Source organism: Novosphingobium pokkalii, from assembly GCF_014652855.1.
Classification (GTDB): domain Bacteria; phylum Pseudomonadota; class Alphaproteobacteria; order Sphingomonadales; family Sphingomonadaceae; genus Novosphingobium; species Novosphingobium pokkalii.
In genome coordinates this window covers 66,327-79,641 of sequence record NZ_BMZP01000011.1, presented here as the reverse complement: position 1 = coordinate 79,641, position 13,315 = coordinate 66,327, and the positions used below count along the sequence as shown (strand labels likewise).

Annotated in this window: 10 protein-coding genes; 7 read left to right on the top strand and 3 right to left on the bottom strand. The window is 64.8% G+C overall.

Features of this window, described 5'->3' with window-relative positions; genetic code table 11:
- Positions 1–96 precede the first annotated feature (96 nt).
- The 5 genes from IE191_RS12800 to IE191_RS12780 all read left to right on the top strand — a co-directional run bounded on the left by IE191_RS12800 (position 97) and on the right by IE191_RS12780 (position 7,119).
- Positions 97–1,041, top strand: coding sequence for a Gfo/Idh/MocA family oxidoreductase (locus IE191_RS12800; RefSeq protein ID WP_191324757.1), 945 nt, complete (start codon positions 97–99; stop codon positions 1,039–1,041).
- A gap of 86 nt (positions 1,042–1,127) precedes the next feature.
- Entirely contained in the window at positions 1,128–1,919 is a 792-nt protein-coding gene (locus tag IE191_RS12795; RefSeq protein WP_191324756.1) for a CmcJ/NvfI family oxidoreductase, read from the top strand.
- A 134-nt stretch (positions 1,920–2,053) separates the two neighbouring features.
- Positions 2,054–4,567 (top strand): TonB-dependent receptor, encoded by a 2,514-nt coding sequence (locus tag IE191_RS12790; RefSeq protein WP_191324755.1) that lies wholly within the window; start codon positions 2,054–2,056, stop codon positions 4,565–4,567.
- Between the two features lie 150 nt (positions 4,568–4,717).
- Complete coding sequence (gene nov2 / locus IE191_RS12785; protein WP_191324754.1) at positions 4,718–6,196, top strand: lignostilbene-alpha,beta-dioxygenase NOV2; 1,479 nt, start codon at positions 4,718–4,720, stop codon at positions 6,194–6,196.
- Positions 6,193–7,119 carry an NAD(P)H-binding protein gene (locus IE191_RS12780; protein WP_191324753.1) on the top strand — a complete coding sequence of 309 codons (927 nt, stop codon included), beginning with the start codon at positions 6,193–6,195 and terminating at the stop codon, positions 7,117–7,119. The genes nov2 and IE191_RS12780 overlap by 4 nt, the downstream gene beginning before the upstream one ends.
- A 257-nt stretch (positions 7,120–7,376) precedes the next feature.
- Here IE191_RS12780 and IE191_RS12775 read toward each other — a convergent pair whose 3' ends face one another.
- Positions 7,377–8,249, bottom strand: a complete 873-nt coding sequence (locus tag IE191_RS12775; protein WP_191324752.1) for a dienelactone hydrolase family protein — start codon at positions 8,247–8,249, stop codon at positions 7,377–7,379.
- 88 nt (positions 8,250–8,337) lie between these two features.
- Entirely contained in the window at positions 8,338–9,273 is a 936-nt protein-coding gene (locus tag IE191_RS12770; RefSeq protein ID WP_191324751.1) for an SDR family oxidoreductase, read from the bottom strand.
- Between the two features lie 73 nt (positions 9,274–9,346).
- Here IE191_RS12770 and IE191_RS12765 point away from each other — a divergent pair, with 73 nt between their 5' ends.
- Positions 9,347–10,066, top strand: coding sequence for a nuclear transport factor 2 family protein (locus tag IE191_RS12765; RefSeq protein WP_191324750.1), 720 nt, complete (start codon positions 9,347–9,349; stop codon positions 10,064–10,066).
- A 33-nt stretch (positions 10,067–10,099) separates the two neighbouring features.
- Here IE191_RS12765 and IE191_RS12760 read toward each other — a convergent pair whose 3' ends face one another.
- Positions 10,100–10,609: a MarR family winged helix-turn-helix transcriptional regulator gene (locus IE191_RS12760; RefSeq protein WP_191324749.1), complete on the bottom strand. Its 510-nt coding sequence runs from the start codon at positions 10,607–10,609 to the stop codon at positions 10,100–10,102.
- Positions 10,610–10,854: 245 nt separating this feature from the next.
- Between IE191_RS12760 and IE191_RS12755 the strand changes: the two genes are divergently transcribed.
- The gene (locus IE191_RS12755) at positions 10,855–13,293 is read left to right on the top strand and encodes a TonB-dependent receptor (RefSeq protein ID WP_229815332.1); all 2,439 of its coding nucleotides are present in this window, start codon (positions 10,855–10,857) and stop codon (positions 13,291–13,293) included.
- Positions 13,294–13,315: the final 22 nt, after the last annotated feature.

Sequence of the window (13,315 nt, the reverse complement as noted above, 5' to 3'; positions counted from 1 at the left end):
TTCCGATGCTCTCCCCAAAGTCACGTTTCAGGAAGGGAACATTCCCTCCCCCAGCCCCTCCCGCCAGCGGGAGGGGAGCTTTAAGGAGTTACCCCCATGCGTATTGCCCTGGTCGGTGCCGGCGCCTTTGGCGAAAAGCACCTCGATGGCCTCAAGAATATCGATGGCGTCGAAATCGTTTCGGTGATCAGCCGCCGCGCCGATCAGGCCGCGGCCGTCGCGGCCAAGTATGGCGCTCGCCATTCCGGCACGGAGCTGGATGAAGCGCTGGCGCTGCCCGATGTCGACGCCGTGATCCTGTGCACGCCCACGCAGATGCATGCCGAGCAAGCGATCGCCTGCATGAACGCGGGCAAGCACGTGCAGGTGGAAATTCCCCTGGCCGATAGCTGGGCCGATGCCGAAGCCGTGGTCGCCAAGCAGCAGGAAACCGGGCTGGTCTGCATGGTCGGCCACACCCGCCGCTTCAACCCTTCGCACCAGTACGTGCATAACAAGATCAAGGCCGGCGAATTCAACGTCCAGCAGATGGACGTGCAGACCTACTTCTTCCGCCGCAAGAACATCAACGCCAAGGGCGAAGCGCGCTCGTGGACCGACCACCTGCTGTGGCACCACGCCGCCCACACGGTGGATCTGTTCGCCTACCAGGCCGGCAAGATCGTCAAGGCCAATGCCATCGAAGGGCCGATCCATCCGGAACTGGGCATCGCCATGGACATGTCGATCCAGCTCAAGAGCGAAAGCGGCGCGATCTGCACGCTCTCGCTCTCGTTCAACAACGATGGTCCGCTCGGCACGTTCTTCCGCTATATCGGTGACACCGCCACCTATATAGCGCGCTACGACGATCTGGTGAACGGCAAGGAAGAGCCGATCGACGTGAGCCATGTCGATGTGTCGATGAACGGCATCGAATTGCAGGACCGCGAATTCATCGCCGCGATCCGCGAAGGGCGCGAGCCCAACAGCTCGGTGGGCCAGGTGCTCGATTGCTATCGGGTGCTGGGCGAACTGGAAAAGCAGCTCGCCGCCGGTTAAGCTGCCGAAAGGCCCGCCCCGGTGGCGGGCCTTTTTGTTTGGTCACGGGGCAGGGATGGCGCCGGGCCGGGAAGAGGATGCGAGTGATGGAAGCCCTGATCGCCTATTCCGGGCGCAGCCTGGCGCGCCCGCGCTATTACGCCAACGCGCACGAGCGGGACGAGGTGGAGATCGCCCCGGTCGCCATGCCCATCCGCGATGCACGAGGGCGGGGCACCAGCCTCGACGTGGAAGGCTTTGAACTGGTCCGCGATCCCAGCGCCGTTACCGACTTTGCCGATCGCGCCCAGGTCATGGTCGTCCACGTCCCGGAAATCGTGTCGCTGATCAAGGACTTGACCAGCGCGAGCCGGGTGGAGGTGACGGGCGCGGGCCTGCTGCGCTTTTCCGAACGATCGGGCCGTGCCGGCAGCCTCGACAATTCCATGCCCGCGCGCTTTGCCCATATCGATGTTTCGCCGGGCACCGCGCTGACGATGAGCCAGCGTCTTGCCGCCGGGCGCCCGCACACCCGCGTGGCGCAATACAACGTGTGGCGCGCGCTGTCCGCCCCGCCGCAGGACGTGCCGCTGGCCCTGTGCGACGCGCGCAGCCTGGCGCGCGAGGATTGCATTGCCGCCGACGCCATTTTCGATCCCCCCGGCGGCGCGCCGGAATGGTCGTTCGAAAGCTATGTGATCGCGGCCAATCCGGCGCATCGCTGGCACTGGTTCTCCGATCTGACGGCGGACGAGGCGATCGTGTTCAAGACGTTCGACAGCGATTCGCGCCGCGCCACCCATGTGCCGCATGTCGCCTTCGATCTGCCCGGCTGCCCGGCCGATGCGCCGCCGCGCGTCAGCATCGAGATGCGCGCCACCGCCTTTTGGGAGGCATGAAGCGGGGCGGATTTGCAACAGTTATGATTTATACGTGTCGCGCCGTGTTTTCGCATTGCTGAAAGTTTCGCGTATGTGATACCAAGGTTCCCAGACCGGAACGAACCGGCTGCTATCCTTGGGAGGATACCGAAATGGCGTTTTCACGCTGCGATCTGCTGTGTTCGGCAGCCGCGTTGCTGTCGCTTGCCGCCACGCCCGCTCTGGCGCAAACCGCGCCCGAAACCCCGCAGGCACCGGCCGAAAAGACATCGGCCACCACCCCCGAAATCGTCGTGACCGCGCAGTTCCGCACGCAGCGGTTGCAGGACACGCCGCTGGCAATCACGGCGGTCAACGGCGCGGCCCTGGCCGCGCGCGGGCAGACCAACATTTCCGAAGTGGCAGCACAGACACCCAACGTCACGCTCGCGCCGCAGAACCAGTATCTGGGGCCGGGCATCATCGCCTTCATTCGCGGTGTCGGCCAGTCCGACCCCAACTTTGCGCTGGAGCCGGGCGTGGGGATGTATGTGGACGATGTCTACCTGCCCACGCTGACGGGTTCGCTGCTCGACCTGATGGACCTTGATCGCGTGGAAGTGCTGCGCGGGCCGCAGGGCACGCTTGCCGGGCGCAACTCGCTGGGCGGCTCGATCAAGCTCTATGGGGTGAAGCCCAAGGGCGACAATTCGGGTTCGTTCGAAGCCACTTACGGCAGCTATCACCGCGTCGATCTGCGCGGCCATTTCGATCTCAAGCTGACCGACAATCTCGCCATGCGCGTTTCGGGCGTGAGCAAGAACCGCGACGGCTACGTCAAGATCCTGGACTATGCGCTGACTCATCCGGGCACCACGGTGCCGACCATGGCGACCGGCGCCAATCCGCAGGTCGGCACGCTGGGTGGCACCAGCTTCGCCGCCGGCAAGGTGGCGCTGCGCTGGACGCCGACCAGCGATATCGAAGTCAATGTCTCGGCCGACTATACCCGCGAGCGCGACGAGCCGGGCGCGTCGGTGCTGATCTATGGCAACAACATCGCCCAGTTCGCCGGATCGCCGGTCACCAAGGATCCCAACCGCGCCTGGCTCTATGGCACCGACGGCGCGCCGATCCCGCTCGACTGCCGCTTTGTGCCCAATGGCCGCAACAGTTGCGACACGCTGTCGGGCTATGACAAGCGCTATGTCAGCTATGCCACGTTCTATGACGCGGCGCGGCCCGATCACCAGGTGCCGTACAAGCCCCTGGCGCTCAACCGCCATTCCAACCTCGACAACTATGGCTTTGCCGGCACGATCGACTGGACGCTGGGGCCGAGCCTGGCGCTGAAATCGATCACCGCCTATCGCCACTATGACTCCGACTGGTCGTTTGCCGAAAGCGCGCCTGTCGTGCCCTCGATGCTCAACCAGGCGCAGAGCAACACGCAGTGGAGCCAGGAACTGCGCCTCACCGGCAAGGCGCTGAACAACACGCTCGATTTCGTGCTGGGCGGATTCTATTTCCACGCCAAGGGCCTGTTTACCGGGCGCATCGACCTCAACTATGCGGGCATCGATTTCCTCCACGGCCCCGATCCGACGCCGGCGACCAACAAGGCGATCTTTGCCAACGCGAGCTGGAAGCCGTTTGAGGCCTTCACGCTGACGGGGGGGCTGCGCGAATCCTGGGACCACAAGGAATATGGCTATGTCCGCCACAATCCCGATGGCTCCACGATCCAGCCCTGCACCGGCTATCCGTTCGGCGTGAACCAGCCGCCCAACTGCGCGCTGGCCGCGCTCAACGGGCTGTACAAGACGTTCGACGCCTCGCGGCTCGATTGGCGCGTAGCCGCCGACTATCGCTTCTCGCCCGCGCTGATGGTCTATGGCCAGGTCTCGACCGGCTATCGTTCGGGCGGGGTCAATCCGCGTCCGTTCTATCCCAGCCAGGTCGAGGATTTCCGGCCCGAGACGATCACGGCCTATGAGGCGGGCTTCAAGTCTGACCTGTTCGACCGCCGCGTGCGCTTCAACGTTTCAGCGTTCTTCAACGATTACAAGAACATCATCCTGACGGTGCTCAACTGCCCGAACACTGCCGGATTCCCCACCACGCCCTGCCTCCAGCCCAAGAATGTGGGGTCTGCCCATGTGAAGGGGATCGAGGTGGAAACCACGATCCGGCCGATCGAGCACCTCACGCTCGATGGATCGCTCTCGTGGCTCAAGTTCAAGTACACCACGGTGGATACCGCCAATACCGGCGTGACCGCCAGCATGGTGCCGCCCTATACGCCGGAATGGAAATGGAACGCAGGGCTGTCCTATGACATTCCCGACGTGCTCAAGGGCCTGGTCACGGTGCGCCTCGATGGCAGCTACCAGTCGCACATCTATGTCGATCCCACCAACGTCGACGCGGTCAATGTTCCGGCCGCCACGCCCAGCGCGCTGGCCTATCAAACCGCGACCAACCGCATCGACGACTATTTCCTCGCCAATGCCCGCGTGACCTGGAAGAGCGAGGCGGACACCTGGTCGGTCAGCGCCGAAGTGCGCAACCTGACCAACAAGTATTACTTCACCTCGATGACCGCCAACTTCGGCCCGATCGGCACGAGCGCCGGCGCGCCGGGCCTGCCGCGCACCTGGGCGGTGACGGTGAAGCGGAATTTCTGATTTCGTCTGGTGGTGATGTCGCTCATGGCATCGCACCACCCCCAACCCCCTCCTTGCGAAGAGGAGGGGGCTTTTTTATGGCCGGAATCCGCTTGATCCCTGGGCGCCTAGTGGTACATCTATTCTAACAATTGATAAGATGAGGATGCCATGGGCGACTATCCGCCGACTCCCTATTTCATCGGGCTCAATGCGCCCGTGCGCACCGAATTGACGCTGGACGGGCTGCCGGTGGAAGGCATCTTGCCGCCCGAAGTGCGCGGTGCCTTTTTCCGCGCCGTGCCCGATCCGGCGTTTCCGCCCAAGTTTGCTGACGATCACACGCTGTCGGGCGACGGCATGATCAGCCGCGTGCGCTTCAACGCCGATGGCACCGCCGACTATGCCATCCGCTTTGTCGAGACCGCGCGCCACAAGGCGGAGCGCGAAGTGGGGCGGGCGCGGTTTGGCAAGTATCGCAATCCCTTTACCGACGATGCCGATGTGGCCGGGGTGGATCGCACCGTGGCCAACACCACCCCGGTGTGGCACGCCGGGCGGCTGCTGATGACCAAGGAGGACGGGCGGCCCTATCGCATCGATCCGCACACGCTCGACACGCTGGGTTCGTTCGATTTCGATGGCCTGCTGAAATCGGAAACGATGACCGCCCACGTGCGCATCGATCCTGACAGTGGCGATCTCTATTTCTATGGCTATGAGGCCGATGGCTTGGCCTCCACCAAGATCGCCTATGCCCGCGTGGGCGCCGATGGCGAGCTGAAATCGGAGCAGTGGTTCGACGCGCCCTATTGCGCGATGATGCACGACTTCACGATCACCAAGAACTGGGCGTTGTTTCCGGTCTATCCGACCACCGCCGATCTTGACCGGATGAAGGCCGGGGGCGAGCACTGGCATCACCAGCAGGGCCTGGATTCCTGGCTGGGCGTGATGCCGCGCGATGGCGACGTCAAGGATATCAAGTGGTTCAAGGGCCCCAAGGGCGTCTATTGCTACCACATGATGAACGCCTGGGAGGATGAGGCGGGCCTGCTGCATTTCGACCAGTGCCTGTCGAGCAGCAATGCCTTTGCCTTCATCCGCGAGCCGGCCGGGTTGTTCCTGCAACCCTGGGAAATCACGGGCGGGCTGACTCGCTGGACGGTCGATCCCCATGGGCCGGCGGGCATGGTGGAGGAAACGGTGATCGGCCCGCCGGGCGATTTCCCGATCATCCCCGCCAAGAGCCAGGGCCGCCCCTACAAGACCGCCTGGATGCTGACGATGAATCCCGAACGGCAGGGGCCGCCGGTGATGGGCGGGCCGGTGTTGGGCATGTTCGACATGCTGGTGCGCCTTGATGGCATGGACACGGCCAGCCCGCAGGTGACGCAGGCGCTGCCGATGCAACCGGGCTGGTGCTACAACGAGCCGGTGCATGTGCCGGCCACCGCCGGGCACGATGGCTGGCTGGTGATGATGGTGGATCACCAGATCGGCGAGGATGCCTTCGAGCATTTCGCCTGGGTCGTCGATGCCGGCAACCTGGCGGCGGGGCCGGTGGCGACGGTGAAAATCCCCACCCGGCTGCGTCCGCAGGTGCACGGCTGGTGGGTGCCGCAAGCGCAACTGGACGCGGTGGCATGACCCGCATCGTCATCACCGGCGCCTCAGGCAACTATGGCCGGGGCGTGACCGATGCCCTGGTGGCGATGGGTCGCTCCGCCGACCTGGTCCTGATTACCCGCAAGCCCGACAAGCTGGCCGAGCGGGTGGAGCAGGGCTGCACGGTGCGGCAAGGCGATTTCGATCATCCCGCCACACTGCTCGCCGCCATGGCCAGGGGAGACGTGCTACTGCTGATTTCCGGCACGCGGGTAGGCGCCCGCGTGGTGCAGCACCAGGCGGCGATCGATGCGGCGGTGGCGGCCGGGGTGCGCCATATCGTCTATACCAGCTTCATCGGCATCGATGATCCGGCCAACCCCGCCGAAGTGCGGCACGACCATATCGAGACCGAGCGCCTGATCCGCGCCTCTGGCTGCACCTGGACCATGCTGCGCGATGCGCACTATGCCGATGCCATGCTGCTGATGGCCGGGCCGCAGGTGATGCAGAGCGGCACGTGGTTTGCCAATGCCGGGCAGGGGCGCGAGGCAATGGTCTGGCGCGATGACTGCATCGCCAGCGCGGTGGCCGTGCTGACCACGGCGGGCCACGAAAACCGCATCTACAACATCACCGGCCCGCACCTGGAGACTTTTGCAGACGTGGCCGCGATCCTGGCCGAAGTGACCGGCTGCCCGGTGGATTACGTCGATCTGGACGATGACGCGCAATACGCGATGTTCGATGCCATGGGCATCCCGCGCCGCCCGGTGGACGACCAGACCGTGGCCGGCGTGCCATGGAACAGCGACGACATGGTCAGCTTCGGCCGCGCCATCCGCGAGGGCTTCCTGGAAATCTGCACCGACGATGTGAAACGCCTGACCGGCCGCCCGGCGCGCTCGACGCGGGAGATGGTGCAGGCCAATGTGGCGATGCTGCGGGCAGCGGCGGGGCGGTAAGCGCGGGTTGCAGCGTTGCGCGGGCGCCCTTCGACAGGCTCAGGGCGAACGGAGGGATTGGGATAGATAGATATCGATTACCCAATCCCACTTCCCATTCGCCCTGAGCCTGCCGAAGGGCCTGGCCTTGTGCTTGACCGCGAGGGGGCTTCGACAAGCTCAGCCCGAACGGGAAAGGGAGGACAAACTTCAAATCCGTTCGGGCTGAGCCTGTGGAAGCCCGCCCGCCACCGCAACCCGCCAAGATCAAGCCTGGATCACAAGGCCTTGCCGTAGAGCGCGAGCAGCTTGCTCCACACGATTTCGGCCTGGGTCTGGTCATAGACCGGGGCGTCGATCGTGCACCAGCCGTGCTGGGCGGGATAGACCGCCACGTCGGCCGGGCGTCCGGCAGCGGTGGCGGCGTCCTTGAGCGCAGTCTTGTCGCCGGGGCTGCGCGCATCGTCGTTCTGGGCGATGGCGAAGATGAACGAGGCCTGCGTCTGGGCCAGCAGCTTGTGCGGGCTCTGCGCCGTGTCATTGACCAGGTTGGCGCCATGGCACGACACCGCCGCGCCTACGCGGGCGGGCCGGGCGTGGGCGGCAAACACGGTGTAGGGGCCACCCATGCAATAGCCCTGGGTGCCGATCTTGCGCGTGGTGTCGACTTCCGCCTGGCGATCGAGCCAGTCGATGTAGCTGCCCGCGTCGGCCTGGATCTTGTCCGGGTTCAGCGCCTTGATCATCGGTTGCAGCTTCTGCTGGCCTTCGGGCGTGCGCCAGGCCGCGAAATCGGGCAGCACCGGGGCGGGGCTGTTGCGATAATAGTGATTGATCGCCAGCACGGCATAGCCGGCGGCGGCCAGGCGCGTGGCCATCGTTTCATAGGCCGGGCGCAGGCCGGCGATATCGGGCCAGAGCAGCACGGCGGGATGCCTGCCCTTGGCCGGGGCCACGAAAAAGCCGTCCGCCGTGCCATCGGCCGTGGTGATGGTGACCTTGCGCGATTGCGTCTTCAGCCCATCGGGCGCAGCGGCGACGCAGCCCGGCGCCATCGCCAGAGTCGCGGCGCCCGCACCCATCGCGGCGAACTGTCGGCGGTTGACTGCCAACCACTGGGCGTTGTCGTCTTCGGTCACGCTGTCGCACATGGTGCGTCTCTCCAGAACCTGTCCCCGTCCGCCTGCCCGTGTAGCCGAGACGGGCAGGGCAGGGATATTGGTTTTTCGGGCATTGTGCTTAGGTCAGGTCGGCCAGGCCCACGGCGATGCCGGCCTTGGCCTGGGCCATGGCGGCGCGGCGCAGGCGCTCGATTTCCAGCCGCGCCGGTGGCGCCTCTTCCTGCGGCAGGGCGGCCAGGCTCTCTTCGTAGATTTCCCGGAAGTCGTCGGCAAATTCGGGGTGGGTAAGGATCAGGCCATCGCCGCGCACCAGGCCCGCCACGATCTTCCGGCCCACTTCGTCAGGGTCCATCCCGGCCTCGAACGCGGTGCCGAACTGGCGCAGGGCGGTTTCATCCACCGGGCCAAAGCCGCTTTCGGCATAGGCTGCGGGCCGCTTGAGCGCGCTGTCCCAGGCACTGGTGCGGGTAAGCGCGGGGCAGCACAGCGCGCAGGCAATGCCATGCGGCGCCAAGTTATAGCGCAGCGACTCGGTCAGGCCGCGCACGGCAAATTTGCTGGCGGTGTAGAGGCCGGCCTGGGGGCCGGGCAGGAAGGCGGCCATGCTGGCCACGTTGACCACGCCGCGTTTGCCTTGGGCGGCCCTGATCGCGGGCAGGGCAGCCACCAGGCCATTGGCAACGCCGCCGAAATTCACGCCCATGATCCAGTCGTAATCGGCGTGGCTGGCTTCATCGGCATTGCCGAACACGCTGACCCCGGCATTGTTGATCAGCACATGCAGCGCGCCGAAGTGGGCCACGGTCTGCGCCACCACTTCGGCCCAGCGGGCGCGGTCGGTCACGTCGAGCGGCAGCAGCAGCGGCGCCGCGCGGCCTTCGGCGGCGAATTGCGCGACCACCGCCTCGGCCTGCGCCGGATTGCGATAGGTCAGCGCCAGGCGCAGGCCGGCGTCACTCAGCGCCCGTGCCACGCCCAGGCCGATGCCGGTGCCTGCGCCGGTGACGAGGGCCACCTGGCCAGCCCAGCCTGGCGGAATTTCGGGATGGGACATGATCGTTTTTCCTCTCGCCTTATTGGTCACAATTGTTAGTGTTGCATACTAACAAAAAACGGGAGAGCCTCAAGTGAGCGAGTTGGAACAGCGCCTGGCCGCCCTGGAAGCGCGGGTGACGCAGATCGAGGACGTGAATGCGATCCGCCGCCTGCAATGGGCCTATGGCTATTACATCGATTACAACCGGCCCGAGGAAGTGGCCGGCCTGTTTGCCAGGGACGGGGCGGTGGTGTTCCTGTCGGGCGAATATCGCGGGTATGAAGGGATCATGCGGCTCTATGGCACGTGGTTCCAGAATCTGTTCACCGGCGGCCGGCGCGGGCCGGTCAAGGGGCTGCTGCTCGACCATTTCCAGTTGCAGGACGTGATCACCGTGGCGCCCGATGGGCAGACCGCGAAGGGCCGCTTTCGCGGCATTCTGGCCGGTGGCTGGCACGATGCGATCCTGGCCGACAAGCCCGAGGGCATGCCGCAGCAATTCTGGGAATCGGGCATCTACGAAAACGATTACGTCAAGGAAGACGGCGTGTGGAAGATCCGGCGGCTGGACTACATGATGCAGTGGCAGGCCGATTACGAAACCGGCTGGGCCAAGACCACCGCGCATCTGCAACCGGCGGCGGTGTGCTACCCGGAAAATCCCATCGGGCCGGATGTGATCCTGCCCGAAACCCAGGTGCGCGAAACCTGGCCGCATCGCCAGGAAGTGCCGATGAGCTTTGCCCATCCGGTGCTTGCCGCTGCCTTTGCCGTCGGCGATTTCACGCCGATGCAGAAGAAGTGGCCTTGAACGCCTGAACGGCCTTTCACGTCCGCCCGCGTCTTAGCCCTCGCGGCTGGGGTCGGACTGGACCATCCGCGCGAGCAGACGGCCGGCGGCGCGGCGGAAGGCAGCGCGGTCGCGTGCGTTGAAATCGGTGAAGAGCTGGCGACTCACCTCGGCCATGGCAGGCACCGTGCGATCGAACAGCGCCCGGCCCGCCGCGCTCAGGCGGAAGGGCTTGCGCCGCCGGTTGCGCAAGTCTTCACCCGGTTCGACCAGCCCCTTGTGGTGCAACGCAACAAGCGCGCGGCTGACGTTCATCGGCGGCACGCCCATGATATCCGACAATTCGTGCCCGGCCAGTTCGCCTTCGCCGCCCAAGGCCAGGATGATGCGCAGGTCCGTCGGCGCCAGGTCCAGCGGCTCGGCCACGCCGGTGCGCATCGGATTGGAAACAAAGGTGGCGAGTTTCAACAGGTCGACCAGCAGGGCGGCGTCTTCGTCCACGCCGTCCATGGCGTTGCGGGGCGGTTCGGGAAGGGCGGTGCCCGGCTTCGTGCGGCTGGTCATGCCGCTTACTATGACAAGGACTGCAAGCGCGGCAAGGGGGTGCGTGGATTGCTGCGATGCACGCGAAACAGCGCGGAAATCTGCGGGTTTTGCAGAGGGCAAATGCAATCGAGCTTGTTGTTTGATTGCATCAGATGTTATTATCGGCCGGCATCGGCAAACGCCCTCTTGCGCTCTGTTGATTAGTATGTCTAACTAACAAACAGAACGAGGCCCGATAACGGGTCGATCCAGGAGAGGGGCTTATGGCCAGCATGATTCCCAACACGCAAGGGTTGCGTCTTTTTGCCACCGGCAGCGCCGCCGCCATGGCTTTGGCGCTGAGCAGTGCCGGCCACGCCGCCGAGCCCGCACCCCAACAAGCGCCGGCCCCCCAGGCATCGGCGTCGCAAGCGGCCGCGCCCCAGGGCGAAGCCCAGGCGGCCAGCGCGGACCAGGGCATTCGCGAGATCGTGGTGACCGCGCAGTTCCGCAACCAGCGCTTGCAGGACACGCCGCTGTCGATCACCGCGGTGGACGCCGGCCTGCTCGCCGCGCGCAACCAGACCGACATCTCCCAGATCGCCGCGCAGACCCCCAACGTCCAGCTCACCCAGATGGGCGGTGCCTATGGCTCGTCGATGGCGGCCTATATCCGCGGCATCGGCCAGGCCGACTTCAACCCCGCCTACGAACCGGGCGTGGGCATCTATGTTGACGATGTCTATTATGCGACGCTGACCGGCTCGGTGATGGACCTGCTCGACCTCGATCGCGTGGAAGTGCTGCGCGGGCCGCAGGGCACGCTCACGGGCCGCAACTCGATCGGCGGCGCGATCAAGATGTTCTCGGTCAAGCCGCAGCCGGGCGATTCCGGCCAGATCGAGGCGGTCTATGGCGCCCGCAACCGGGTAGACCTGCGCGGCAGCCTGAATTTCCAACTGGCCGATGGGCTCTATGCCCGCGTCTCGGGCGTGTACAAGCGCCAGGATGGCTATGTCGATATTGTCGACTATGGCTGCGCGCATCCGGGCAACAGCCTTGGCCTGACCGCCGGCGCCAACGTGCCGACCAATTGCGTGACTGGCAAGCTGGGCGAAAAGAACTATTCCGGCCTGCGCGGTTCGCTGCGTTACAACCCCAACGACAAGATCGACTGGGTGGTCACCGGCGACTACACTTATGAAAATCGCTCTAATGCCGCCAGCGTGGTGACGGTGGACGATACCACCAAGACCGACGGCATCAATTTCATCTGCGGCCCGCGCTGCACCTATGCAAGCTGGTACATGGATGCGGGCGGCCAGGCGGCGCAAAGCTATTCCATGCCGCGCAACACGGTGTTTTCGGGCTGGGGCGTGTCGAGCAACCTTTCGGTTGGCCTGACCGACGATCTCAAGCTGGTTTCGATCACCGCCTATCGCAAGTACAAGCAGACTTTCGGCACGGACGATGATTTCACGCCCGATCCGAACATTGCCGGGGCCGGCTACAACGATCTGCGCTTCCACTTCTTCAGCCAGGAACTGCGCCTCAACGGCAAGATCGGCGATCTGGCCGACTGGACCATCGGCGGGTTCTACAACGACCAGACCTCGGTCTATTTCACCCGGCAGGACATCCGCTACATCGGCCATGGCGCGCCGTTCCTGTTCCTGCAATTCCAGGGCAACGACCCGGTCAATGCCAACAGCAAGGCCGCGTTCGGCACGGTGATCCTGCATCCGGCGCCGGGCCTCAACGTGACAGGCGGCCTGCGCTATACCAAGGAGCACAAGGACTATACCTTCGTGCGGCAGAACTGGGCCGGCGGCACGCTGGTCGATCCGTTCGGGGTGGGGGCGCTCAACGGCTCGGTGGCCAATTACAACGGCAGCAAGCTCGATTGGCGCATCTCCGTGGACTATCGTTTCAGCCCGCAACTGCTGGCCTATGCCACGGTCAGCACCGGCTTCAAGGGTGGCGGCGTGACCGCGCGCCCGTTCACCAAGAACCAAGCGGTCAACGGCACGTTCACGCCCGAGACGCTCACGGCCTATGAACTGGGCATCAAGTCTGACCTGTTCGATCGCAAGGTGCGCTTCAATCTTTCCGGGTTCGTGAACGATTACAAGAATATCCAGCTCAACCTGGCGGATTGCTCGGTGCTGGATGGCCTGCCCGTGGGCACCGATCCGTTCCCCTGCGCTGCCGTGGGCAATGCCGGCGATGGCAAGATGTGGGGCGCCGAAGCGGAACTGACCGCGCGCCCGATCGAAGGGCTGGATATCGATGCGTCGCTGAGCTGGATCGATGGCGAATGGAATCGCATCGGCGTGACCGTGGGCAAGTCCATCCAGTTGCAGGACCCGATCGTCACGCCGCACTGGCGGGGCAGCCTGGGGATCCAGTATCGCATCCCGGTCGAAGGGCATGGCTCGCTCACCCCGCGCTTCGACCTGGCCTATACCGGCAAGCAGAACCAGGGTCGCCTCACGCCGACCAGCGCGCTGAGCTACAACCCGGCCTTTGCCCTGGGCAATGCGCGCCTGACCTGGCGCAACGAAAACGAAGACCTCACCGTGGCGTTCGAAGTGCAGAACGTGTTCGACAAGTATTACTACCTGCCGATCCGCTTCTCCGCGCTCTATGCCTCGGCCGGCACGGTCTATTCCAACGTGGGCCGTCCGCGCGAATGGGCGTTGAGCGTCGCCAAGAAATTCTGAACCGATTTTCCGGTCATGAGGG

What these genes read in the sequence shown, in the direction of transcription:
- IE191_RS12780 (WP_191324753.1), top strand. Translation starts at nt 6,193, where the DNA reads ATGACCCGCATCGTCATCACCGGCGCCTCAGGCAACTATGGCCGGGGC.
- IE191_RS12760 (WP_191324749.1), bottom strand. Translation starts at nt 10,609, where the DNA reads ATGACCAGCCGCACGAAGCCGGGCACCGCCCTTCCCGAACCGCCCCGC.
- IE191_RS12790 (WP_191324755.1), top strand. Translation starts at nt 2,054, where the DNA reads ATGGCGTTTTCACGCTGCGATCTGCTGTGTTCGGCAGCCGCGTTGCTG.
- IE191_RS12775 (WP_191324752.1), bottom strand. Translation starts at nt 8,249, where the DNA reads ATGTGCGACAGCGTGACCGAAGACGACAACGCCCAGTGGTTGGCAGTC.
- IE191_RS12795 (WP_191324756.1), top strand. Translation starts at nt 1,128, where the DNA reads ATGGAAGCCCTGATCGCCTATTCCGGGCGCAGCCTGGCGCGCCCGCGC.
- nov2 (WP_191324754.1), top strand. Translation starts at nt 4,718, where the DNA reads ATGGGCGACTATCCGCCGACTCCCTATTTCATCGGGCTCAATGCGCCC.
- IE191_RS12800 (WP_191324757.1), top strand. Translation starts at nt 97, where the DNA reads ATGCGTATTGCCCTGGTCGGTGCCGGCGCCTTTGGCGAAAAGCACCTC.
- IE191_RS12755 (WP_229815332.1), top strand. Translation starts at nt 10,855, where the DNA reads ATGGCCAGCATGATTCCCAACACGCAAGGGTTGCGTCTTTTTGCCACC.
- IE191_RS12770 (WP_191324751.1), bottom strand. Translation starts at nt 9,273, where the DNA reads ATGTCCCATCCCGAAATTCCGCCAGGCTGGGCTGGCCAGGTGGCCCTC.